Source organism: Nitrospira sp. (genome assembly GCA_035968315.1).
GTDB lineage: Bacteria > Nitrospirota > Nitrospiria > Nitrospirales > Nitrospiraceae > Nitrospira_D.
This window is the reverse complement of the sequence record JAVYIN010000005.1, coordinates 916,800-939,724: the sequence shown is the minus strand read 5'-3', so window position 1 is coordinate 939,724 and position 22,925 is coordinate 916,800. Positions and strand designations below refer to the sequence as shown.

Genomic DNA, 22,925 nt, shown 5'->3' with positions numbered 1-22,925 from the left:
CTGTAGCCGGAGTCAGACGGTCAATCAATGCCAATACCGATTCCCATGCTTCAGGCCGCTCCGATCTTCACGAAGAAAGATTATCGTGAGGTGCTGCGCCGTGAGATGGACGCGGGGAAGATCCCGCTCAGTCTCGGGCGCGATTGCCCGGTGAAGTGCGAGTTCTGCTACGAGCTGGACCACTCCTACCGCGAGACGCTCGACCCGCCCAAGACCAGCGACGACGACTGGAAGTACATCCTCGACTACATCAGCAAGAAGCCGACCGATCCGAAACAGTTCTGGTGCCTGGGCGGCAATGAGTACATGGAATGGACCGACCTCTTCCTGCATCCGAAGGCCATGGAGTGGGTTGAGGACTTTCTGAAGTACACGGACAAGAGCATTCAGTTCTTCACCGTCGGCTTTGTGCATGTGCCGAAGATCCATCAGCTGGTTGCGCAGTATCCGGGGCGGATCAACTTCGAGCTCTCGGTCATCACGCTCAGCGATTATCGCCAGCGGCTCATGCCTCACGCGCCCTCAGTGAAGCATGTGATGAAGGTGCTGGACGGGCCGGCCGTATCCTCGGCGAATTTTTATTCGTTCGATCGGCAGACGATGTCGAAGGACGCGCTGGAGATTTCTAAGATCAATCAGAAGTGCGTGCTCTGGATGGGGACGCTCACGCCGGTGCGGGGGCTCAAGGAGGAGACGGCCAGCCTCATGCGGCAGGGCCGGAAGCATCTGGCGGAAGAGGCCCTGCGGATCTACGACGCGGCCCTGCCGAATCTCCAGACCATCCATACGGAAGCCTATATTACGGCCTTTTTGAGCCGCAAACGGATCGTGAGCCTCTTTGACTCGCTTGAATTGGAGAAAAAGGATACCCTGGTAACAGGCGGGAGTGTGTCGAAGATCCTGTCGATGTACCGGAAGAACAAGGCGAAGGTGCTCTACGTGCCCAATGCGATGCTGAGCGGGGACTCGGATTGCACGGTGCTGCTGACGTTCGACGACATCATGCGGCGGCTGACCACCGAGAAGATCATCCATGTGCCGAAGTGCATCATGCAATCGGGGCGCGGGCCGTACACCGATATTACCGGCGTCACGCTCGACCAGTTCACGCAGAAGACCGGCGTGAAGGTGAAGGTGCTGCACAAGGTCGATACGCGCTTTGCCAACGAGCAGCTTTATCGCAACGGCTCGCTGCAAAACTATATTGAGAACTATGTGCGCAATCCGATGGTGCAGGAGTATGAGGCGCTTCCGCGCCCTGCGTAGTAGCCTGTTGAAAAAGGCTTCTGGCGGCGTTCTCGGTCGTATGTCTCCTTGCGACGTGCCCCAAAGGGTACGCCTCAGTTGCCAGACTCCCTGCGGCCTTGCCACAAGACCTTTTTGAACAGGCTGGAGGTAGGTTGTAATCAGGATTTATAGAGGAGTCACTACAAATGCCTGATCGCCGCTCGCTCAAGTTCTACCAAGCCGACGTCTTTACCTCCCAGCCGTTCGGTGGCAATCCGGTGGCCGTCTTTCCCGAGGCCGACGGGCTGTCCGACGATCAGCTGCAACAAATCGCCCGGGAGATGAATCTCTCCGAGACCGTCTTCGTCTTTCCCCCGACGGACAAGGCCGCGGTGGCGCGGCTGCGCATCTTTACCCCCACGCAGGAGATTCCCTTTGCCGGCCATCCGGTGCTGGGCACGTTCTTCGTGCTGGCCGAGTTGGGGATCATTCCCGTGAAAGATTCGGTGATCCGCGTCATGCAGGAGTGCAACATCGGGCTGTTCCCGGTTGAGCTCCAAGCGGAGGATGGTCTGGTGGAGCGGGTCGTGATGACGCAGCCCAAGCCGGAGTTCCTGGGCCCGGTGGAGGAGACGGAAGATCTCTACAAGGTCGCCAGCGCGCTGGGGCTGGCCAAGCATGTGATCGCCGATACGAAGTGGCCGATCGAAGTGGTCTCCACCGGGCTGCCGGTGATGATCGTGCCGGTGCGGACGCTCACGGCGGTGCGGTCGATCCGTCCCGATGCCTCGGCCATTACGGATGTGTGCCGGCGATTCGGCGCGAACGGCATCATGGTGTACACGACCGTGACGGTGGAGCCCTCCTCCACGGTGCACGCGCGCATGTTTGCTCCGGCCATCGGGATTCTCGAAGATCCTGCGACGGGCAGCGCGAGCGGTGCGCTGGGGGCCTATCTGGTGCAGAACGGTGTGGTGGACGTGGCGCCGACGACGGAGATCATTGTCGAGCAGGGCTACGCCATCGACCGGCCCTCGCGTATTTTCGTGCAGGTGGATTCGGACGACGACATTATTCAGACGGTCAAGGTGGGCGGGCAGTGTGTGATGGTGGTGGAAGGAACTTTGAAATTCTAGCAGGATGATGAAAACGCCATCTCACTGCGTTCTCAGTCGCACGTCTCCTTGCGACGTACCTCGCAGGGAACAAGCTGCACCGGCAGCTTGAGGTGGGTGGGTGAGAAAGCCACGCCTCAGTCGCCATGCTCCTTGCGGCCTTGTTATATGGCGTTTTGATCATCCTGGGGATTGTGCCCTGCTAGTGCCCGAAGGCGAGGCGGTCTGTTAGTCTCCTGTGCTCGCGCAACGCGCGGCCTCGGAAGGCCCTCGTTGCATGCGCGCAGTAGGAGACCAATCGGCCCACCAGTGAGGGGAGAGAGGGCGCACGATCCGTGCATTCAAAGTTTCAGTTGGAGGGGGAGAGGTGAAAAGATGAAAGCGGTACTCTTTCGCGCGCATGGTGGGCCGGATAAGTTGTCGTATGAAGACGTGCCGCTGCCGTCGTTCGGGATGGAGGATGTGCTGGTGCGCGTTAAGGCCTGCGCGCTGAATCACCTCGATATCTGGATTCGCCAGGGGAATCCGGCCTATCCGATGCCGATGCCCCATGTGTCGGGGTCAGACATCGCCGGGATCGTGGAGCAGGTGGGGGCGCAGGTCGAGGGGGTGACGGTCGGGCAGAAAGTCTTTGTCTCGCCGGGGATCAGCTGTTGGAAGTGCGAGTTTTGCTTGTCCGGCCGGGATAACTTCTGCCGCACCTACAGCCTGATCGGCGCCATGATGCATGGCGGCTATGCGGAGTATGTGAAGGTGCCTTTCCGCAATGTGCTGCCGATGCCGGAGAATCTCTCGTTCGAGCAGGCGGCGGCCTTTCCACTCGTGTCCGTGACTGCGTCGCATATGTTGTTCGCGCTCGCGGGATTGCAGCATGGCGAGACGGTGCTGATCATGGGCGGCGGGAGCGGGGTGGGGACGATGGCCATTCAGATGGCCAAGCTGGCCGGAGCGCGGGTGATCACGACCGTCGGGTCGGACGACAAGATTCCCAAGGCGGTGGTGCTTGGCGCTGATGCTGTCATCAACCACTCCAAGGAAAAGGTGGCGGAGCGAGTGAAGCTGCTGACCGAAGGGCATGGGGTCGATGTGGTGATCGAACATATCGGACCCGAGGTCTGGGAGAGCTGTCTGCAGTCCCTCGCGAAGGGAGGGCGGTTGATTACCTGCGGCGCGACGACCGGCGCTGAGGTGAAGCTGGATCTCCGGTATATCTACTCCCGCCAGTATACGATCAGAGGATCCTACATGGGCACGCGGGCGGAACTCGTAAAGGCGGCGGAGCTGATGGGGCAGAAGCGTCTGATGTCGGTGATCGATCGCACCTATCCGCTGAAAGAGGCGAGAGCGGCGCAAGAGCAGATGTTGTCTCGCAAGTTCTTCGGGAAGATTGTACTGACAGTGTGAGGATGCTGGAAACGGGGAGGTGAGTGCCCTGGTCATCCTCCTGCTCGCGGAACGCGCGCCCTCAGAAGGGCCTCGTTCGACGCGCGCATTTGAGGATTAACCAGGCCGCCTGGTAGAGCAGGAGGAAGGCAAGCTTGGAAGGTAGGGAGAGTCTGGACGCGGCCGGCGTTCTTCTCATCGATCACGTTCGCGACGAAAGGAGTGTCTGATGTCCACTGTTGCGCAGATCATGACGAAACGTCCGAAGTCTATCGGGCCCAAGACGTCGATTGTCAGCGCCGCCAAGACGATGCGCAGTGCGCGCGTCGGGTCGCTGCTGGTGAAGAAGGGGAAGCAGTTGGTCGGGATCGTGACGGATACCGACATCGTTCGCCGGGCTGTCGCTACCAGCAAGCCGCTGGGCAAGTTGACGGTCGATAAAGTGATGACGACGCCCCTCTGCACGATCGAGGGAAATCAGCCGGTGGATGATGCCCAGGAGATGATGGGCGATCTCGGTGTGCGCCATCTCGCGGTCACGAAGGGCGGAGCGATTGTCGGCGTGGTCTCGGTGCGGGATGTGATGTTGTCCTACCGGAAGTATGCCCAGTCGAAGATTTCAACCGAGGTGACGTACTCGGAACCGAAGATCGGGCAGGATTGACGGATGCTGAAAACGGCCTCTAGTGGCGTTCTCGCCTCGACAGCATCCTCAACGTAGCCCTGAGGCTACGCCTCCGGTGCTGTCATCGTCTGTGGCCTTGCTAGAAGACCGTTTTGAGCATCCTAAAGAAGGGAGTGTCCGCTTACTTCGTGAGTTCTTTGACCAGATGCCCGAGTTCGGGGAGGATCAACTTTTCCATCGCCAGGCGGACGGCGTTTTCTGATCCGGGGGTGGAGAAGAGGATGCGGCCCTTGATGATGCCGGCGGTGGCGCGGCTCATGATGGCCGGTGAGCCGATCTCCTGATAGGTCAGATAGCGAAAGACTTCGCCGAATCCATCCAGCCGTTTCTCCAGCATCGCATCGACCGCCTCGAACGTGGAGTCCCGCCGCGAGATGCCGGTGCCGCCGTTGATGATGATGGCTTGCACCGCGTCATTCGCAATCCCTTCGGCGATCCGTCCCTTGATCTGCGCCGGCTCGTCTTTCACGAGATGGTAGGCGGCGACGCTGTGGCCGTTTTCCTTGAGCAGTTTCTGGATGAGCTGGCCGCTCGTATCCGTTTCGGGCGTGCGGGTGTCGCTGCAGGTAATGACCATGCACCCGATGGACCGGGGTGCATGGTGCTTGTGTTCATGATGGGTTGCGCTGGCCATGATGCAATCGCGTGCGTTACTTCCACACCGCGTCGGGGTTCAGCTTGGCCGCGGGCTTGCCGCCCTTGATATGTTCGTCGAGGATCGTGGCGACGTCGGCTTCGGTCACCTTGGAGTACCAGGTGGCATCCGGATAGACGACGACGGTCGGTCCCTGCTCGCAGGGGCCCAGGCAGCCGGTCGCGCTGACGAGCACTTGGCCCGGCATAACGCCGCGCTGCATCAGGCCCATGTTGAAGGCCATGAGCAGCTGGGCGGCCCCGGAACTGCCGCAGGACGGCTTCGGGTGGCCCGGCGGACGGGAGTTGGTGCAGACGAGAATATGGTGCGTGGGTTTTGGCATGATGCTCCTTGGGTTTAAGGCGAGGGGCGAGTGGCTCGGGGCGAGGGGCGATGCCCCTTGCCTCTGGCCTCGTGCCCCGGGCCAGCTAATGCGGCCGGTAGGCTTGCCATTGTTCGATGGCTTCCTCTGGCAGTTTCCACTGTTTGAGCCCTTTGAGGACCCAGTCGAGGTAGTGGTCTTTGGGTTTGAATTTGCCGATCGGGTTGGCGGCATAGGTCGTGACGAGCTCTTTGTCTCCGGCCTCGTTCACGACGGTGATCTGGAGGTGCCGATACGCGCCTTGCGGCACGTCGTCCTCGAACTGATCCATGATCTTCAGGTCTTCGTCGGTCAACTCGAACACGCCGCCCCAGACTTTCTCGCCCGGTGAGGGGGCGATGCTGGCCAGGCCGCAGCGCCATTGCGAGGACCAGCGGCAGAACTTGATGGTGTGGTCCGCCAACGTCGCCAGGTAGAGGAACTTATGTTCCGGGGCTCGCCGCTTGAGCTGGGTGAGATTCAGGTTATCGCCGTACAGGAAGAATTTCATGCCATATGCTCAGGGTGTATCGATCGTGTTGCTTCAATGTGTGCGGTACTTGTAGCACACCCGCTTTTGGTCAGACAAGGTGGGGCGCGCCGCCATTGACAACCTCCCGAAGGGGTTCCTAAGATGCCGTGGGATTTCGATATGGCTCTTCACCTGATCTGGAACGTGTGTGGGGGTTCATGAGTACCGATTCGTCTCGCACTGTCTCTGGCCAATCGCGGTCATCGTCTCTCGTCAAAACGCTCCACTATGCCGTCGTGGCCGTGCTGGTCTTTGGAGGAGTGGCCTACGTCTGGATGAAGCCGCCCGCGCTCAATCCCATGGCCGACAAGCGGGCCGCCGAGGCGCTGGCGCTCGTGCAGACCCATCAGGCACTGGGATTTCCGACGATTCTTCAAGCGATGAATGAACATGTGCGCGCTAAAAAAGAGCGGGGCGAAGGCGTCCGGCTTGGGGAATGGCGGGTTAAGCAGGTTGAAGGGGATCTCTACGAGATCCGGGTGCAGCTTCGGGATCAAAGTGTGAGCGGGCAATGGTTTGAGCGGGAGTTTATCTGGCACGCGCACCTGGGCGTGAAGAAAGTGAACGCGGCTTCGTTGCCAGCAGATGGGGTCACTCCCAAGCCGCCGGACTCCGAGCGCCCGCAGACGCCTGCGCCTCCGTTGCCAGGAGCCCCGCCGATGCCGCCTATGCCAGGTCTGCCGGGAGTTTGATCTGGATCTGGCCGTCGACGACGCGCACGTCGCAGCAGGCCACGGTGAAGTTGGGATTGTTGACACGGGCGAGCTGGGGTCATTGCTTGACTTTGCACTCCGTCATCACCTGGAGTTGTTGGGGCGTGAGGGGCGTTGATTCGACAGCATCTTGAATCTTTGAAATCCTGGAAGCTGAGACCCCAAAACGGATGGCGACCGTATTCAGCGGCTCGTTGGCGGCGCGTCTCAATAGCCATACTGCCGTGTGGTAGGCCTCGCGATGTGTTCTGGCTATGATTGCTGGCGGTGAAATCCCAAATACGGTTGCCACGCGAATAAGAATCTCATCCGGCACCAGCCTGGTAGGATCAGTTTGGGCGCGCGGCACATTAGCCGGTCGCTGCTTGGGCAGTCGTTCTGCCATTCGTTCCCGAAAAGACGGACTTCCCAGGAAAATCTGGCCCGTAATCTCCGACCAGGGTGAGGGGCGCCCGATCCCGTCCGCCACGAACTGCCGATAAGCCTGCCGCGCTCGCGCCTGATCCGCCTCGAACAGCTCGAGCACACTCGCCACATTGAGCCATGGCGGGGCTGTACTGACTCCGGCCGTCGCTCCATAGCTACTCCATGCCCACTCCTCTGGAGTCGACACCATGCCTGCCCGCACCGGATTCAGCACCACATACCGGCAGAGCTCCAAGAGATAACTCTCGCGCTCGACCACGATACTCTTGAACCGCCCCTGCAAGAGATGGCCGACGCGCTGATGACGCCAATTGAAGCGCTGGGTATAGCTGCCATTCAGCCGCCGCATACCGCGGCTCAGATTTGGTTCGGGTGTGTCGAGGAGCAGATGATAATGATTCCCCATCAGGCAATAAGCATAACACCGCCAGCGCTGCTGGAGGATTTCGCGCCCGAGCAAGGTGAGGAAATGCTGCCGGTCGGTGTCATCGTGAAAGATGGACTGCTGCTCGTTGCCGCGGGCGGTCAGGTGGTAGAGGGCGCCGGGATATTCCAATCGCAGTTGGCGGGCCATGAGGCGGGAGGGTAAGAGGGTGGTAGTGCAAAGTCAAGCAATGACCCCATCTCTTTCCCCTAGTTTAGTAAACGTGCCAAATGGGACCGTTGGGGGCGAGTCGAGGCAGATCGGAATTGCGGCAACCGGCTCGGAAATGCAGCAGGTATTCCCCATTCATATAGATGGCGCGGAAGCTCAAGGGAATGCAGGATTCGGTGAGAGCGGCCTCCGCAATCAATTTATCTTTTCGGACTTTGATTCGCTCAATCAGGCCACAAGTAGCGTTGGGACCGGCATCCATCTTGATATTCAAACAGACCAAACTCCTGTCGACAGTGAATCGGCGTTGACCACCAACGGCCATGCCGTTCAGCGCCAACTGAATGCCTCCGTTGATTCCCGTGAGAAATGGACCGCTTCGGATATCATTTTCGATGCCGGTAATGTCGACGAATCCAACGTAAGTGTAGATCGGGCCTTGATAGATCAGAGTGCCGTCGGTGTACCGAACAGTCAAATCGGCGGAGAGACGTCGTCCCCAAGCGGCGACGGGACCAGTTCCAACCTTGATGTCCTCAATCTGAAGCAGTTCCCGCTTCTGCCGCTCGAGGTCGAGTTGTCCCTGAGCGTCCAGCTTACCTCGGACAAAAGGGGACAGATCCTCCCCATATTTGGCATCACACCCGGTCTGAGTCAGAACGAGGACCAGGATAATCAGAACACGCTTCAGCATAGTCTCTCATTCGGTAACCAAACTGTACCGCCTGATCGGAATGTGGTCAATCCTTCTGTGGGAAATGGTCTGTCTGGTCTGTTCGGTCTGTCTAGTCTATCTAGTCCTGAGGCATCGAACCCATCACTGTTCACGCGTCACTCGTCACTTTCTTTTGATCAACTCACGCTGCTCAACCAGGCCACCATTACTATTGCCGATCTGGCTGATGGGTATCTGGCGCTCACGTCCGGCACAACGATCACGCTGGATACCGATGCCGCCGGGTATGGGTGGTTCGTGGATCCGACGCCATTCACGAGTGAAGAATTCTTGCTATCAGCCATCAGCTATCAGCCGACCCAAATGGTGCCGCTGCAGGCAAGATCGACCTCATGACCGTGCTCATGCATGAACTCGGGCACGTGATGGGCTTGGGCCATGTGAGTTCCGCGGTGGATGGCACGCGTCTCATGGCTGGCTCCATTGACCCCGGTATTCGCCGGCTCCCATCATCACTCGATGTAGGTCTATTTGGTCTGTCTGGTCTATCTGGTTCGGGGACGTCAATCGACTCCGACCATTCACCATTAGAGGTCTGGATCACACCGACTCGTTGCTCAACATCCAAGCCGACGGCACTATGTTCTTGGCTCCGGGTGTGACTGTGACGCTGCTCACCTCTAGCCCCTCGTCTCGTGCCTGGGTCGTTAATATCGATCTGACCGGCATCATGGCAGGGGCGGGGGCACGGCTCTCGTTCGACCTGCTCGGCTTCGGCGACCGGACCTCCACGGTGACCATCGACAACGTGCTACTCACGGATGGCACACCGACCGTCGCACCGGTTGCCGTCAACGACTCCTATTCTGTCGCCGAAGGTTCCACTCGCCTCGTGTCTCTCGCCTCTGGCCTTCTGCAGAACGATTCTGACCCCGATACGGCCCCAACAGGCTTGTCAGCCGCTCTTGTCAGCAGTCCTTTATATGGCACGCTGAGACTCAACGCCGACGGTAGCTTTACCTACGTCCACAACGGCAGCGAGACGCTGAGCGACTCCTTCACCTATCGCGTGAGCGACGGGATCACTTTCTCGAATCTCGCCACGGTCTCCTTCACGATCACCCCGACGAATGATGCCCCGGTGATTGCAGGGATTCCCGCCCAGTCGGTCGAGCAGGGGAGAACGCTGACCCTCACGGTTCCGGCCACCGATCCGGACGACTCCAACATTGGGCCGGAGTCCAACGTGCTCAGCTTTAGCCTCGGGTCAAACGCCCCGGTTGGAGCCTCGATTGATCCAAGCACCGGCCTTGATATGGCGGTGAGCTTTTGGGGCGAGAGATGCGGTTATTCTAAATGTTCCGGGAGTTTGATCTGAATCTGGCCCTCGACGACGCGTGCCTCGTAGCAGGTCACGGTGAAGTTGGGATTGTTGACGCGCTGCCCGGTTCGCACATCGAATTTCCAGCCGTGCCAAGCCCCCCCCCTGATACGTATTTAGGACCTCAAATAAATCTCACCCTCGAAGTCAATGCGAGGGTGGCGAGTCAGCGGTGAGGCTGCTCCATCCAAGGCCGAAACAAGTCAACACTCATGCCTGGTCCCATTATTCCGTTGGCGTGGCTGTTGACCAGTATCAGACTGGTCTATATACTGGTCTGTAGAAAATGGGGGCGAGAGGAGGAGCGCATGAGGACAGAAATTGGTTCGTATGAAGCGAAGACGAAGCTTCCTGAATTGCTCCGGCAGGTCAAGGCGGGTAAGAGTTTTACGATTACCAATCGAGGAGAAGCTATTGCGGACCTCGTGCCGAGTGCGGGCGCAAGAGCCAAGGATAAAGTTTCAGCAGCCGCAAAACTGAAGGCTTTCATGCTGGCTGATCCGGTGCGTGGGGTCGATATCAAGGCCCTTCTTGAGGAGGGGCGCGCGTGAGGTTTGTGCTTGATAATTCGGTGACCATGCGGTGGTTTTTCGGCGATGGCAAGCCACAAGACCTCGCGTACGCCGGCAAAGTGTTGGATATGATGCAAGAGGCCCAAGCACTTGTCCCTGCGACCTGGGGCTTGGAGGTGGCGAATGTCATTGCCAAGGCGGAAGAGAAGGCCTTGGTGACGGAAGCCCGGAGTGGGGCATTCCTTGAGATGTTGGAAGATGTGGATATCGAGGCGGACTCAGCCACGTTTGTCCATGCGTTGTCTCATACGCTTCAGCTGGCGCGCCGGTACAAGCTGTCCTCATATGATGCGTCATACCTCGAACTTGCCTTGCGATTGGGCCTTCCACTGGCCACACTCGATGAAGATTTGCAGAAAGCTGCAAGGAAGGCGGGTGTGAAAAGATTTGCGTGACGAAAGAAAAATGGCGTTGCGGGAGAGGGTTCGATACTTACGGAGGATTAGAGCGGTGCCAGCTATCAAGTGACCTTCTCGGTCACTGATGGCGGGCGTGTGGAGTGGCGTGCGAGCTATGCCAGGTCTGCCGGGAGCTTGATCTGGATCTGGCCCTCGACGACGCGCACGTCGCAGCAGGCCACGGTGAAGTTGGGATTGTTGACGCGCTGTCCGGTCCGCACATCGAATTTCCAGCCGTGCCAGGGGCATTCCACGATGCCCTCTTTCATCTTTCCTTCGCCGAGCGGCCCGCCTGCATGCGGGCAGGTGTTATCGACGGCGTAGAGGGTTCCGTCCACGTTATAGAGGGCGATCCAAATGCCCTTCACGTCCACGGTGCGTCCGGTTCCTGGCGGGAGGTCGGCCAATGGGGCGACTGTCACGAATTCACTCATGCGGCGCAGTGTCTCAAAAAAATGGCCCTCGCGTCCAGATGGCGCGGGATACGGGGTTGCTTGATTTCACCCAGTGCTTATGGCATAGAAGGAAGAAATATGCCCCTGACCCTCTCGATGCCTGTTCGGCTGAGGAGTCCAGTTAGGAATGAGGTTGTTGCATGGAAATGACGCTCCTGCTCAACTCGACGTACGAACCCCTGCGGGTTGTGCATTGGCAAAAAGCGATTGCTCTGCTCTGGCAGGGTAAAGTCGAAGTCCTTGAAGTCTACGACCGTGAAATCCACGGTATTTCCCTCTCGATCAAACTGCCCGCGGTCATGCGCCTGCTCAAGCTGGTGCGGATAAAAGACAGCCACCGGGCGGTGAAGTTTTCCCGCATCAACATTTTCACGCGCGACGGCTATACCTGCCAGTATTGCAACCGGAAGTTCAGGACGGAAGAACTCACCTTCGATCACGTGGTGCCGATTGCCAAAGGCGGGAAGAAGACCTGGGAGAATATCACCACGGCTTGCTGGCGCTGCAACAACCGCAAGAGCGGGCGCACGCCTGAAGAGGCCGGGATGCGGTTGAAGAAGAGGCCGATGAAGCCGCGCTGGAGTCCGGTCATCACGATCACGATCGGTATCCGCAACACGCCGGAAAGCTGGCGCGACTATCTGTATTGGAATATGGAGTTGGACGCCGATCCCGCCGAACCCTAATCAGGCTGTTGAAACACGTCTTCAGCTGCGTTCTCGTCTCGTCAAAATCCTCAACGTAGCCGAGAGGCTACGCCTCCGGTTTTGCCTCGCCTGCGGCCTTGCTGAAAACGCGTTTGAACAGACTGTAAGCTTATTTTCTGCTATCTCAGTGGACGGAGTCTAAGACGATTTCCAGATCGCGCCCGCCTGAGAGGGTGGGGTTCTTGGCGTAGCGTCCTTCGATGTCGCCGGGTTGAGCTGGGCCGGCTTGTCCGTCCCGATCGAGTCTGGCGATCACGTCCACCATGCCCCGCAGTTCCGAGCCCTCCACCATGACATCGGCGTTGGTAATTTCGAATGAGACGGGAAAGGTCGGATGCTCGATGCGTTTGGCGGCGATGGGCCTTGGCGGGCCTTGGGGCCGTTTCACGATGACGAAGAGGACATCGGTCGGTTTCACTTGATCGGCGAGATTCGAGGCGATGGTGACGCGTCCGGCGATGACGCCTTCTCCCGCCGGCGGATCGCAACTGTGCGCCAAGCCCAGCCACGCGGCCATGGCCGCCAAGCCGATGATGCCCCCCGCCATTCCTACTGCTTTGCCCGACATGCCGGCCATTGTTCCTCCATGCCATAAGAAAGACGTCATTATAGAGAGATCAAAAAGAAAAAGGGAAGGCACGGTTTACGGGTCTGAAAGCCCTATTGTATGATACGGCGTTTGCGGCAAGTGAGTTGAGAACGGACGATTGACGCGCGATGTGCGGGATGGAGGAATAGGATATGGCCCCGAATCCTGGTTTTCCCTTGGTGCTTGATGTGAAAGGCTGGTCGGTCGTCGTTATTGGCGGCGATGAAGAGGCGGCTGAGAAATCGCAGCGGCTGCTGGAGTCCGGTGCGAAGGTGACGGTGATCAGCCCAACGTTGCATGAATCCCTGAAACAATTGGCGGCCTCGGCGAAGGTCATCCATCGCGGGCGGCATTTCCGTGAAACCGATTTGGAGCAGACGATTCTGGTCCTCAATATGATTCGAGGGGATCGGGAGTTTGCCAAGATGTTGCTGGCGAAGGCCCGCGAGAAAGGGTTTCTTCTCTGGTCGGTGGACTTGCCTGAGGCGTCGAGTGTCACGATGCCCGCTGTGGTGGCCTCCGGGCATGCCCGGGTGGCGATCAGTACGAGCGGCATGGCGCCGGCCTTGTCGGGATTTATGAAAGAAGATTTGGAGCGGATTCTCGATAGTGAGTTTGCCGCTTTTGTCGAATGGCTGGGGCAGCTCCGGGAGCAGGCCAAGGCGAACGAACCGGATGCGGAGAAGCGCCGGACGCTGCTTCGTGAGGCGCTCGATGGGTTCCGGCTGTTGGGCAAAGTGCAATATCCGAAGGTCTGGCAGGAAGAGCGAGCTCGTCAGGGAGCGGCTGCTTCCGCGGCGAAAACGACATAGAGGAGAGCGCGACGATGGTCTTATTGGAATTCAGCATGTCTCCGTTGGGGAAAGGTGAGAGCGTAGGGAAGTATGTGTCCCGGTCGCTCGACATCATCGATAAGAGTGGCGTGGAGTATCGGCTCAACCCGATGGGGACGGTGCTGGAAGGCGAATGGGACGAGGTGTTCGGCGTCGTCAAGAAGTGCTACGACCGGATGCGGAAAGACTGTGGCCGCATTTCCTGCACGATCAAAGTCGATTATCGCAAGGGCCACTCCGGACGGCTGGTGAGCAAGGTGGCTTCCGTCGAAAAGCAATTGAAGCGGCGCGTGAAACAGTAGCACGCGCAGGGCCTTTGGAGGCCGGTCAGTGTATCAGTCTTTATACGTGTGCGTATCTGAATTAATACTGAAAACTATGGTTTGATTGTATTTTTCGGCTGGTTTATGAGGCTTTATTTAGGAACTGATCGTGGGGACTTTGACGAGGTGAGGGCGCGTATCTTGCTAGCACTCCCGTAATTTCTGATCCGTGTGCGGCCGCTTTGAGGCTGCGCGGAAGATTGAGCGGAGTTGACGTGCAGACGGAACGGTATGTGACCGAATATTCATTCTTCCGTGGTTCATGAACAGGCTTGCCGAATCGATGATTTGGCAGGCCTGTCGTGTTTGAGGACCTAGGCACTAGGCCGGATAAAGGTAGGCGCACAATGACACGCTCGCAGCGGCTGATGGATGGACTGGCCTGGCTCTTTCGCCTGATCAATCGGATCTTGCCCTGGTACAAACTCCCGTTCATCAATAGCCGGATTCATCTGCTGGCGGCCCTGAGCCCTCAGGTGGTCAATCTGCCGATGCTGCGCCACGATCTGCGCCGCTGGAATCTGCATGATACGAGAACGCTGCCGGCGGTGTCTGAACCGCCGGTCTGTCCGTTCCACGAGAGCGATTTGGCGGCTCGCCGGGAAGACGGCACGCACAATGACCTGGCGGATCCGGCGATGGGGAGCGCGGGCACGCGCTTCGGACGGAATCTTCCGCTCGATAAAGGCTGGCCCGACCAGCTTCATCTGATGACGCCGAATCCTCGCGAGGTGAGCCTGCGCCTGATGACGCGCCGGCAGTTTACTCCGGCGGCGAGCCTGAATCTTCTGGCGGCGGCGTGGATTCAATTTCAGGTGCATGACTGGGTCCGGCACGAATTGAGCGAGGAGGAGTTTCACGAGGTGCCTCTCCGGCCGGACGATGTGTGGCCCAACGACGCAGACCGGCGCAATCCGATGAAGATTCGAAAGACGCTTCCGGACCGCACCAGACCCAGGCACTGCATGGCCGGACCGCCGACGTTCTTGAATGTCGAAACCCACTGGTGGGATGCGTCGCAAATTTATGGGAGTTCGAAGGAGCGGTGCGACGCGCTCCGCCTGCACCGGGACGGGCTGATGCGGATCGAGGCGGTGGGCGGGAATCAGGTCCTGCCCCAGGAAACCGACCCTCTGTTGCCGGGTGTGGATTTGACGGGCATGAATGACAATTACTGGGTGGGGTTGAGCCTGCTCCACACCCTGTTTGCGCGGGAGCACAATGCGATCGCGGCCCGCTTGAAGCGGGACTATCCGGAGTGGAGCGATGAGCAGCTGTTTCAAAAGGCCCGGCTCATCAATGCGGTGCTGATCGCCAAGATCCACACCGTGGAATGGACGCCGGGGATTCTGGCGCGGCCCTCGCTGCAAATCGGCATGAACGGCAATTGGTGGGGCGGGATTGGCGAACGGCTGCACAACTTGTTGGAACCGGTCGGGGAGAGCGAAGAGGTGTGGGGCATCCCCGGCACGCCGACGGATCACCATGGCGCGTCCTACTGTCTGACGGAGGAGTTTACCGCGGTGTACCGGTTGCATCCGTTGATTCCTGATGAGTACCGCTTCTCGTCGCTGACGGATCCGGGGCTGGCGGTCTACAAGGATTTTGCCGAGGTGCAGGGCAACGGGACGCGCGCGGTGCTGCTGGATCCCGCGATCGGGATGGACAATGCGCTCTATTCGTTCGGCCTGATGCACCCCGGCGCCATCACGCTGGGCAACTTTCCACGTGGCTTGCAGCACTTCAAACGGATCAAGCCGTTGCAGGGACAGGCGGAGTTTCTGGATTTGGCCGCGCTGGATATCTTGCGCGACCGCGAGCGGGGCGTGCCGCGGTATAACGACTTCCGCCGCATGCTGCGGTTGAAGCCCGTGACGTCTTTCAAGGCGTTGAATCCGGAGTGGGCCGATGAGATGGCGGTGCTCTATGGGGGCGATATCGAGCTGGTGGATACCCAGGTGGGATTGTTTGCGGAGAAGCCGCCGGCGGGGTTCGGGTTCAGCGATACGGCGTTTCGCATTTTTATTTTGATGGCGTCGCGGCGTTTGAAGAGCGACCGGTTTTTCACGAAGGATTACCGGCCCGAGGTCTATACGCCGGCGGGCATGGAGTGGATTCGCGCGAATACGATGACGTCGGTCTTGTTGCGGCACCATCCGCGCCTGGCTCCTGCGCTGGCCGGGGTGGCCAATCCGTTTGCGCCCTGGCGCAATGTGCATGTGCCCGTGCGGCCCATGCCGTAAACCCTCCCGGACTGGAACGGTCCGGCGGATGCTGACGCGGGCGGCGGGATTGCGGGTTGTGTGAAAGGATCTGTGGGGATGGGGATCTGGGGACGGCTGTGCTGGAGGATTCGCCGGGGGATCTGGAACTGGATCGCGCGGACGAAATTCACAAAAAATCAGCCGCTCGCGATTCTGCCGGTCCCACGGGCGTTTGAACCGCTGGTGCCGGTGCCCTTTTGCCGGGTGTTTCCCGGCGTGGTGATTCCCTCGTTGTGTGTAGCGAGTGCCATTCCCGCCGATGAAAAGCGCCCGTACGGGCAGTATCTCAAAAAACGGCTGATGTTCGGCGCGCAGCGGGTGCTGTACCGGATCTTCCCGCCCATGCAGCGCGGCCTCCCCATGATCGCCTCCGACATGCATGCGGCGCTGGCTCAGGGCTATCGCTCACGCCATGACCGCGCGGCCAAGGCGGCGGCGAAAAACGCGCGTGTGTCACGGGAGCTGGTGCTGCACCCTCCGGTGCTCCCGTCGGAGCTCTGCGGCAAGCCGGATCTCGGTTTGCTCGCGGTGCGCGGCCCCTATGCCGCCTATCTCCAGCGCGTGACCGACGATGTGTATGAATGGAACCTGCAGCAATTGAAGGCCCGCGCCGTGGTCTGCCATGAAGGGCTCTATCAGCCCTGGGCGCAGGTACGGTTCCGGCGCGATCCTGGCGCCAGGACGATTCGGGCAGTCGAGATTCATACGGAGTTGGGGGTGGCGCGGCCTGGCGATGCGGCCTGGCCGCTGGCGGAGCGGATCGCGCTGTGCGCGGCGACGACGCATACCGGCTTGGTGCGCCATTGGAACTGGCTGCACTTGATGGCCGGCGAATCGCTGGCGCTGGCGACGCGGAATGCCTTTCGTCCGCATCACCCCATCTGCCGCCTGCTCTGGCCGCATCTCTACGGAACGCAGCAGAGCAACCGGTTTGGGAACGCGGCCCAACTGGTCCCGCGCGGAGATTTCGAGCAGACCTACAGTGTCACCCACGAAGGGCTGTGCGCGCTGCTGGAGTCGTCCGCCAGGGAGTTTCTCCTGGAGATGGGCAATCCGCGGCTGGATGCCATGCGGCGCGGGCTGGCCGATTGCGGCATTGAGTTGCCGACGCAGGCCAATCTCGAAACGCTCTTTCGCGTCATGCATCGTCATGCGCAGCGGTATGTCGGGCTGTATTACAGCCAGGATGCCGAGGTGCAGGCGGATGAGGCCTTGCGCGCCTGGGTGGAGGGGCTGCACCGGTTGCTGCCGCATGCGGGTATCGGCGGGTTGTGGCCGCTGTCGGCGGCCGGGCTGGCGGATATGCTGGCCCGGATGATCTTTCTGGTTACGGCCTATCACGAGTCGGTCGGCGCGCAGCTCTGGAACTACCAGATGTGGACGGCGCCGCATCCGATCCGCGTCTATCGGGATTCCCGCCGGGAGCCGCTGGATGTCTATCAAAGGATGGTCAATACGAACTATCTGTTGCAAGTGGTGCGGGCTCCCTTGATGGCCGACTATTCGGGCGTGGCGTTGGAGGAGCCCACGAATCCCCAGCGGACAGCACTGGCGAAGGGGGCCTTTCGAACCTTTCGCGCAGAATTGGAGGCGCTCCAGCAGACGATGGATATGGAGCCGCCCGGCCTCTGGAAGCTGCACCCCAGGATGCTTGAAGTGAATATCAATGCGTGATCACGGCGGGCGGATTCGCATCAGCGCGCGCGGCGCGGCTTGGGTGATGTGTGCGATATCCCGTCCGGGATCCGGGCGACGGTGACGATGGACGTGTTGCCTCCCGACCATACCATCCTTGAACGGCCTTTCATGGCCTATCGCCCGTTCGGCGTCGATGAACGGGGCGAGCGGATTCAAGACTTCGGCGGCATGATCATTCGCGACAATGTCGAATATCTCGAAGAGTGCGTGCGCAAGAGCCGCGGCGCGGCGGCGGCGGAGACGGTCGCCGACGAGCTGTGCGGACTGTTGAACGGGCGCATCCGCGATTCCGCCTACCATGTGACGCCCGCATTCTTGAAGACGGTCTGGAATAGCTATTCGTATGAGTTCAGTTCCTATCTGCGGGAGTTCTGCCGCCAGCTCTCGGGCTGTCCGACGTTTCATTATGATGTGGGAAAAGAGAAACATATCTCGCCCTTGATTCAGACGCTGGGCCGTCCGTTTCGCCTTTCGCAGATCCACCGCATGTATCCCTATTTTGCGCAGAAGTTTGCGCGGGGGCTCGAATGCACGGTGGTCGAGGTGACGGACCGGTCGGCCGTGTTGCGGCTCCAGTTTTCTGACAAAGTGGTCGAGCAATTCGGCCCCTATCGGCGGGCCTGTGCTGCCCAGACCTGCGAATCCTCCAAGGGGCGCATTGCGATGGTGCCGGTGCGCTTGCATGGACTGCCGCCCTCGACGGTGATCGATCGTGCCTGCATCGTGCGGGGCGATGCCTATTGCGAATGGGACGTGCGGTGGAAGCCCGAGCAGTCGCAGCCGGTCTGGCCCTACTGGGGGGCGACGGCCGGTCTGGCGGCGTTTACCTATCTGTCCGTCGTGCATCCGGAGATCAGCGCGGTGGAGGCCTTGGCGGTGGCCCTGGTGCCGACGCTCGTGGCCGGCATGATTACCAGCCGGAGGATTCAATCCGAAACACGGAAGCGGGAGGCCTTGATTCAGGAACAAGTCGCGTTCGTCGAGGCGCGCCATGAGGAATTGCGCGAAGCCTATCTTGAGCAGGAGCAGACACGCGTGGAGCTGCGCCGGAAGGTCAACCAGCTGACGGCGCTCCATCGGTCCGGGTTGCTGTTCAGCTCGACGCTCGACCGGGAGGCCTTGCTGCAGCAGGTATTGGAAACGCTGATTCGCGATTTGAACTACGATCGCGCCATGATTTCGTTTTACGACCCGGTGCGGCAGGTGATCGGCAACGCGCGGGCGCTAGGGGTGTCGCCGGAAATCCAGGCCTTTGTTCGGGCACGAGAAATTTCGCTCACCGATTCGGAGAGCCCGGAGGGAATGGTCGTGTTGCAAGGAAAGTCTCTGTTGATCGGGGATGTGCGAGAGGTGTGGGACCGGCTCCATCCCATCAATCAGCAGCTGATCGAGATGATCAATACCAAAGCGCTCATTGCGGTTCCCCTCAAGGCCAAAGATCGAATACTTGGGACCCTGATGGTAGACCGGATGCAGGAACACAGTTTGACGCACGATGACCTTGAACTGATGACAACGCTGGCGAACCAAGTGGCGATTGCCTTGGACAATGCCGCGGCCTATCAGCAGATCGAGGAGTGGAACATGCGCCTGGAGGTCAAGGTGCGCGAGCGGACGGCGGCGCTGGAACAGGCCGACCGGCTGCGGTCGCAGTTCTTGTCCCATGTCTCGCACGAGTTGAAGACGCCGCTGACGTCGATTAAAGGGTTTATCCAGAATTTGCTGGATGGGCTGACGGGCCCGTTGAACGACAAACAGTTCCGCTATCTCTCCAGGATGCTGGAGAATTCCGATCGTCTGATTCGCATGATTGAAGATTTGCTGGACCGGACACGCATTGAAACCGGCCGGCTGGAGGTGCTGCCGGCCGAGGTGGATTTGGAGGCCTGCCTGGCGGACGCGATCGAGCAACTGCGTCCGCTGGCGCAGGCCAAGCGGCAGAAGATCGAGCTGGTGTATCCGGCCGCTACGATGATTGCCTGGGCGGATCGGGATCGGCTGACTCAGGTGGTCGTGAATCTCGTGCAAAACAGCATCAAATTTACTCCCGAGGATGGCCAGATTGCCGTGCGTGTGCAATCGGAAACGCCACGATCGGCCCGTATTGTGGTGCGGGACACGGGGCCTGGTGTTCCATCTGAGTTTTTAGACAAAATCTTCGACCCCTTTTTCCGCGTCCAGCATGGTCAGCGGAGCGGTCCGAAGGGATTGGGCCTGGGGTTGTCGATTGTGAAGACCCTGGTTGAGTTGCAGGGTGGGGCCGTCATGGCGCGCAATCATCCGGACGGCGGAGCAGAGGTTTTATTTACCGTTCCGTTATTGCCTACGTTGGACCCTCCTGCCTCCTCCGGCCTGTCGGCTGGGCGGCAGATATTGGTGATCGAGGGGGATGCCGACATCCAGCAATTGCTGGCGGATCGGTTGCGGGCGAATGGCCTGTATCCGCATCTGGTCATGGACAGGGAGATGGCGATGGAGAGGCTGCAAGCCGAACCCTATGCCGGGGTGCTGCTTGAAGTGGATGCGGCGCTGGCCGATCGCGTGGAGCTGGTGCGAGAGATCAGGCTGTGCAACCAGCGGATTCCGATTCTGCTGCTCTGTACGGCCGACTCTCAGGCAGTCGCGGCGAGAGCCATGGGGTTAGGAGCGCAAGCCACGTTGCTCAAGCCGTTTGAATCTGGAGAGGTGCAGCGTCTCATAGACTATTGGTTTCGACCCGGGTAGAATGCCGCCATTTCATAGCCTCTGGCTGCTAGGGATGCCGGAGAGAAGGAGCGGTGGCGGCGTGGTCAATATTCGGTTCCGTCAGGTGGCGGCAGGGTCGATTTGTGCCGGTGTGTTTCTGATCGTCAGTTTGCTGTACGGGGCATTCTTTCCCTCTGATCTTCTGGCACAGGTTCCTCGTATTCAAGGGCAGGGGACCGCCGCATCCGGGCAAGGCAACGCCTTTGCCGCCCAGGCGGACGATCCGTCGGCGCTGCACTACAACCCCGCCGGGATGACGCAACTACATGGTCTGCAAGTGATGGCCGGTGGATTATTGTCAGGCGGGACGACCAGTTTCACCAGCACGTCCGGTGTGAATTCCACAGGCGACCGCAATGGGGCCTGGGCAATGCCGCCGCCAGGCCATCTGTTCATTGTCGGAAATCTTGGCGACCTTGGGCTGAGCGCTCTGAGCGGATTCAGTGTGGGCGTCGGAATGACGGCGCCGCTCGGCTCTCTGAGCCACTATCCGGATAATGGCCCGCTTCGCTTCAAGAGCACCTTCACGGCCATGCCGTTGATCGACATCAAGCCCACCCTGGCGTATCAGGCGCTGCCGGATCTTTCGCTGGGGCTGGGAATGGATATTTATACCTTCTCCGGTTTGTTGGGGGAAGGGCATTTCGAGAAGCAGTTTATTTCAACCGGGGCAGTATCTGCGTTTGGTTCTTCCGGATCGAAAGCGGAGCTCTATGGCAAGGGAACCGCTGTCGGATACAACGTCAGCCTGCTCTATACGGCCTTGCGGAATGCCGAGGGAAAACCGATTGCCAATATCGGGCTGGTGTATCGGAGCCAGGTCGGCTTGCCGCTGAATGGAGGCATATTGGCCAATGGGGTCAAGACCTCGGATGCCTCGACGACCTTTGTGCTCCCGCAAATCTTCTCCGGTGCCGTCGCGATTTGGCCGACCAGAACGGCAGAGCGCGAATGGAAGCTGGAATTGGATGTGGATTATGTCGGGTGGAAGTCGGTTCGGGATCTGGACATCCATCTTCCCAGCGGAACGACAATCCCTCAATCGCAGAATTGGCGCAGCACCTATACAATGATGGTTGGGACAGAGTACCGGTGGCTCAAAGTGGAGGCGCTGCCGGAGTGGGAGTTGGCGCTGCGGGCGGGCTATACCAATTCCCCCACGCAGGTGCCGGATTCTTCCTTCGATCCAGCGTTGCCCTCAGCTGATGTGCATATCCTCTCGGTTGGGTTTGGAGCGTTGTGCAAAGAAGGGGGGACGATCTTTGGCATTCGCTGTGGTGACATTGGCTTTGGGCCGGTGAAGCCCAAAGCGATCGCGCTGGATCTCTCTTACCAGGCCTCGCTCTACGAGCAGCGAACGGTGACGTGCGGCTGTGCCTTGTCTGTGGTCAACGGGCGCTATCAGACGACGTATCACACGGGCGGGGTATCTATCCGAATGAATTTCTAACCGATACGAATCGAGCGGGATGGCGCCGCAGCCTCGTGCTGATAGACACGAGGCACGCGGGGGCCAATGGCACAGAGCACTTCGTAGGGGATCGTTCCTGTCCAATCTGCCACGTCGGCCGCGCTGATGGCGTCCTGTCCTTGCCGGCCGATTAGCACGACCTCATCCCCCACGGCCACACCGGGGATGTCGGTCACATCGACCATGATCATATCCATGCAGACCGTGCCGATTACGCGGGCGCGCCGGCTTTGCACGAGGACTTCTCCGCGGTTCGAGAGGCGGCGGCTGTATCCGTCGGCATAGCCGATCGGCAGGACGGCGACGCGCGTGGCTCTCTTCGCAATGAAGGTGGCGTTGTAGCTGACGGTGCCGCCTGGTGGAACCGTGCGCAGTTGCGCTATGCAGGTTTTGAGGGTCAGGACCGGCTGTAGATCAGGGGCTGGTACGGTGTGAGGCAGGGTGTGATAGCCATAGAGCATGATGCCGGGCCGGACCAGCGAGAACTGCGCGCCAGGAACACGCACGGCGCCGCCGCTATTGGCCGCATGGATGAGTGGCGCCGTGATGCCTTGTGCCGCGAGTGTCGTGAGCACGCGTGTGAAGAGGGTCAGCTGCTGTTGGGTCTGGTCGTTGGTTGCGCCATCGGCATCCGCAAAATGCGTCATCAATCCTTCGAGGTGCAAGCCTGACGGCCATGGCTCTGTTGTCACAAGTGCAATCGCGTCATCGGCGGCCAATCCCAGGCGGCCCATGCCTGTCTCAACCTTCAGATGGACAGGGTAGGGAGTCTGGAGCACGGCGGCGCGTTTGGCGAGCGCCGGGAGGATGGCTCTATCGCTGATTACGGGCGTCAGCCGGTGGGCGAAGAGGTCGTCTGTTTGGTGTGGAAAGAGCGGACCCAGTACCACGATGGGCACGGTGATGCCGGCCTGCCGGAGCGCGATGCCTTCATCGAGGGAGACGACCGCCAGGCGGGCGATGCCCTGCCGAATCAGTGCGCGGGAGACCTCGACGGCCCCATGGCCATAGGCATTGGCTTTGACGACGGCCATGATCGCGCATCCCGGCGAGAGGAACCGGCTGAATTGTGTGACATTATGCGCGAGGGCGGCGAGATCGATCGTCGCGGAAGTGGGGGAGCCGGGTGAAGTAGTGGACAC

The 22,925-nt window shown here is 59.9% G+C and carries 23 protein-coding genes; 16 read left to right on the top strand and 7 right to left on the bottom strand.

The features are described 5' to 3' along the window. Positions 1–27: 27 nt before the first annotated feature. The 4 genes from RI101_08140 (at position 28) to RI101_08125 (ending at position 4,389) form a co-directional block, all read left to right on the top strand. Entirely contained in the window at positions 28–1,266 is a 1,239-nt protein-coding gene (locus RI101_08140; GenBank protein ID MEC4890017.1) for a hypothetical protein, read from the top strand. A gap of 167 nt (positions 1,267–1,433) precedes the next feature. After that, positions 1,434–2,363 carry a PhzF family phenazine biosynthesis protein gene (locus RI101_08135; protein MEC4890016.1) on the top strand — a complete coding sequence of 310 codons (930 nt, stop codon included), beginning with the start codon at positions 1,434–1,436 and terminating at the stop codon, positions 2,361–2,363. A 354-nt stretch (positions 2,364–2,717) separates the two neighbouring features. Next, the gene (locus RI101_08130; GenBank protein MEC4890015.1) at positions 2,718–3,746 is read left to right on the top strand and encodes a zinc-binding dehydrogenase; all 1,029 of its coding nucleotides are present in this window, start codon (positions 2,718–2,720) and stop codon (positions 3,744–3,746) included. A 208-nt stretch (positions 3,747–3,954) separates the two neighbouring features. After that, on the top strand, positions 3,955–4,389 hold the full coding sequence (locus RI101_08125; protein ID MEC4890014.1) for a CBS domain-containing protein: 435 nt from the start codon (positions 3,955–3,957) through the stop codon (positions 4,387–4,389). Between the two features lie 142 nt (positions 4,390–4,531). Here the strand turns inward: RI101_08125 and RI101_08120 are convergent, their stop codons facing one another. The 3 genes from RI101_08120 to RI101_08110 form a co-directional block, all read right to left on the bottom strand. Continuing rightward, a complete protein-coding gene (locus RI101_08120; protein ID MEC4890013.1) occupies positions 4,532–5,044 on the bottom strand; it encodes a MogA/MoaB family molybdenum cofactor biosynthesis protein in 513 nt (170 codons plus the stop codon). Positions 5,045–5,060: 16 nt separating this feature from the next. Continuing rightward, positions 5,061–5,387, bottom strand: coding sequence for a (2Fe-2S) ferredoxin domain-containing protein (locus RI101_08115; protein MEC4890012.1), 327 nt, complete (start codon positions 5,385–5,387; stop codon positions 5,061–5,063). Positions 5,388–5,472: 85 nt separating this feature from the next. After that, positions 5,473–5,916 (bottom strand): gamma-glutamylcyclotransferase family protein, encoded by a 444-nt coding sequence (locus RI101_08110; GenBank protein MEC4890011.1) that lies wholly within the window; start codon positions 5,914–5,916, stop codon positions 5,473–5,475. Positions 5,917–6,095: 179 nt separating this feature from the next. On the opposite strand from RI101_08110, the gene RI101_08105 reads away from it, so the two are divergent. Continuing rightward, a complete protein-coding gene (locus tag RI101_08105; GenBank protein ID MEC4890010.1) occupies positions 6,096–6,629 on the top strand; it encodes a hypothetical protein in 534 nt (177 codons plus the stop codon). 79 nt (positions 6,630–6,708) lie between these two features. Here the strand turns inward: RI101_08105 and RI101_08100 are convergent, their stop codons facing one another. Next, a complete protein-coding gene (locus RI101_08100) occupies positions 6,709–7,650 on the bottom strand; it encodes a transposase (GenBank protein ID MEC4890009.1) in 942 nt (313 codons plus the stop codon). Between the two features lie 25 nt (positions 7,651–7,675). Between RI101_08100 and RI101_08095 the strand changes: the two genes are divergently transcribed. The 4 genes from RI101_08095 to RI101_08080 all read left to right on the top strand — a co-directional run bounded on the left by RI101_08095 (position 7,676) and on the right by RI101_08080 (position 10,695). Next, positions 7,676–8,743, top strand: a complete 1,068-nt coding sequence (locus tag RI101_08095; GenBank protein MEC4890008.1) for a hypothetical protein — start codon at positions 7,676–7,678, stop codon at positions 8,741–8,743. 268 nt (positions 8,744–9,011) lie between these two features. Then, positions 9,012–9,725 (top strand): Ig-like domain-containing protein, encoded by a 714-nt coding sequence (locus RI101_08090; protein ID MEC4890007.1) that lies wholly within the window; start codon positions 9,012–9,014, stop codon positions 9,723–9,725. 311 nt (positions 9,726–10,036) lie between these two features. Then, the gene (locus RI101_08085) at positions 10,037–10,279 is read left to right on the top strand and encodes a type II toxin-antitoxin system prevent-host-death family antitoxin (GenBank protein MEC4890006.1); all 243 of its coding nucleotides are present in this window, start codon (positions 10,037–10,039) and stop codon (positions 10,277–10,279) included. Further along, on the top strand, positions 10,276–10,695 hold the full coding sequence (locus RI101_08080; GenBank protein ID MEC4890005.1) for a type II toxin-antitoxin system VapC family toxin: 420 nt from the start codon (positions 10,276–10,278) through the stop codon (positions 10,693–10,695). Before RI101_08085 ends, RI101_08080 begins: the two co-directional genes overlap by 4 nt. A 116-nt stretch (positions 10,696–10,811) precedes the next feature. On the opposite strand, the gene RI101_08075 is transcribed toward RI101_08080, so the two are convergent. Then, complete coding sequence (locus RI101_08075) at positions 10,812–11,120, bottom strand: Rieske 2Fe-2S domain-containing protein (protein ID MEC4890004.1); 309 nt, start codon at positions 11,118–11,120, stop codon at positions 10,812–10,814. A 173-nt stretch (positions 11,121–11,293) separates the two neighbouring features. Between RI101_08075 and RI101_08070 the strand changes: the two genes are divergently transcribed. Continuing rightward, positions 11,294–11,839: an HNH endonuclease gene (locus RI101_08070; protein MEC4890003.1), complete on the top strand. Its 546-nt coding sequence runs from the start codon at positions 11,294–11,296 to the stop codon at positions 11,837–11,839. 145 nt (positions 11,840–11,984) lie between these two features. On the opposite strand, the gene RI101_08065 is transcribed toward RI101_08070, so the two are convergent. Then, positions 11,985–12,437 carry a hypothetical protein gene (locus tag RI101_08065; protein ID MEC4890002.1) on the bottom strand — a complete coding sequence of 151 codons (453 nt, stop codon included), beginning with the start codon at positions 12,435–12,437 and terminating at the stop codon, positions 11,985–11,987. Between the two features lie 164 nt (positions 12,438–12,601). On the opposite strand from RI101_08065, the gene RI101_08060 reads away from it, so the two are divergent. The 6 genes from RI101_08060 (at position 12,602) to RI101_08035 (ending at position 21,762) form a co-directional block, all read left to right on the top strand. Then, positions 12,602–13,261: a bifunctional precorrin-2 dehydrogenase/sirohydrochlorin ferrochelatase gene (locus RI101_08060; protein MEC4890001.1), complete on the top strand. Its 660-nt coding sequence runs from the start codon at positions 12,602–12,604 to the stop codon at positions 13,259–13,261. Between the two features lie 14 nt (positions 13,262–13,275). After that, positions 13,276–13,584: an MTH1187 family thiamine-binding protein gene (locus RI101_08055; GenBank protein ID MEC4890000.1), complete on the top strand. Its 309-nt coding sequence runs from the start codon at positions 13,276–13,278 to the stop codon at positions 13,582–13,584. 368 nt (positions 13,585–13,952) lie between these two features. After that, positions 13,953–15,848: a peroxidase family protein gene (locus tag RI101_08050; protein MEC4889999.1), complete on the top strand. Its 1,896-nt coding sequence runs from the start codon at positions 13,953–13,955 to the stop codon at positions 15,846–15,848. Positions 15,849–15,926: 78 nt separating this feature from the next. Then, positions 15,927–17,543, top strand: coding sequence for a lipoxygenase family protein (locus RI101_08045; GenBank protein ID MEC4889998.1), 1,617 nt, complete (start codon positions 15,927–15,929; stop codon positions 17,541–17,543). 48 nt (positions 17,544–17,591) lie between these two features. Then, positions 17,592–20,291 carry an ATP-binding protein gene (locus RI101_08040; GenBank protein ID MEC4889997.1) on the top strand — a complete coding sequence of 900 codons (2,700 nt, stop codon included), beginning with the start codon at positions 17,592–17,594 and terminating at the stop codon, positions 20,289–20,291. 61 nt (positions 20,292–20,352) lie between these two features. Beyond that, positions 20,353–21,762: an outer membrane protein transport protein gene (locus RI101_08035; GenBank protein ID MEC4889996.1), complete on the top strand. Its 1,410-nt coding sequence runs from the start codon at positions 20,353–20,355 to the stop codon at positions 21,760–21,762. On the opposite strand, the gene alr is transcribed toward RI101_08035, so the two are convergent. Next, positions 21,759–22,925 (bottom strand): alanine racemase, encoded by a 1,167-nt coding sequence (alr, locus tag RI101_08030; protein ID MEC4889995.1) that lies wholly within the window; start codon positions 22,923–22,925, stop codon positions 21,759–21,761. The two genes, RI101_08035 and alr, sit on opposite strands and share 4 nt — an antisense overlap.

Coding starts and splice junctions, on each gene's coding strand:
- RI101_08140 (MEC4890017.1), top strand. CDS start 28: ATGCCAATACCGATTCCCATGCTTCAGGCCGCTCCGATCTTCACGAAG.
- RI101_08135 (MEC4890016.1), top strand. CDS start 1,434: ATGCCTGATCGCCGCTCGCTCAAGTTCTACCAAGCCGACGTCTTTACC.
- RI101_08130 (MEC4890015.1), top strand. CDS start 2,718: ATGAAAGCGGTACTCTTTCGCGCGCATGGTGGGCCGGATAAGTTGTCG.
- RI101_08125 (MEC4890014.1), top strand. CDS start 3,955: ATGTCCACTGTTGCGCAGATCATGACGAAACGTCCGAAGTCTATCGGG.
- RI101_08120 (MEC4890013.1), bottom strand. CDS start 5,044: ATGGCCAGCGCAACCCATCATGAACACAAGCACCATGCACCCCGGTCC.
- RI101_08115 (MEC4890012.1), bottom strand. CDS start 5,387: ATGCCAAAACCCACGCACCATATTCTCGTCTGCACCAACTCCCGTCCG.
- RI101_08110 (MEC4890011.1), bottom strand. CDS start 5,916: ATGAAATTCTTCCTGTACGGCGATAACCTGAATCTCACCCAGCTCAAG.
- RI101_08105 (MEC4890010.1), top strand. CDS start 6,096: ATGAGTACCGATTCGTCTCGCACTGTCTCTGGCCAATCGCGGTCATCG.
- RI101_08100 (MEC4890009.1), bottom strand. CDS start 7,650: ATGGCCCGCCAACTGCGATTGGAATATCCCGGCGCCCTCTACCACCTG.
- RI101_08085 (MEC4890006.1), top strand. CDS start 10,037: ATGAGGACAGAAATTGGTTCGTATGAAGCGAAGACGAAGCTTCCTGAA.
- RI101_08070 (MEC4890003.1), top strand. CDS start 11,294: ATGGAAATGACGCTCCTGCTCAACTCGACGTACGAACCCCTGCGGGTT.
- RI101_08065 (MEC4890002.1), bottom strand. CDS start 12,437: ATGGCCGGCATGTCGGGCAAAGCAGTAGGAATGGCGGGGGGCATCATC.
- RI101_08060 (MEC4890001.1), top strand. CDS start 12,602: ATGGCCCCGAATCCTGGTTTTCCCTTGGTGCTTGATGTGAAAGGCTGG.
- RI101_08055 (MEC4890000.1), top strand. CDS start 13,276: ATGGTCTTATTGGAATTCAGCATGTCTCCGTTGGGGAAAGGTGAGAGC.
- RI101_08050 (MEC4889999.1), top strand. CDS start 13,953: ATGACACGCTCGCAGCGGCTGATGGATGGACTGGCCTGGCTCTTTCGC.
- RI101_08045 (MEC4889998.1), top strand. CDS start 15,927: ATGGGGATCTGGGGACGGCTGTGCTGGAGGATTCGCCGGGGGATCTGG.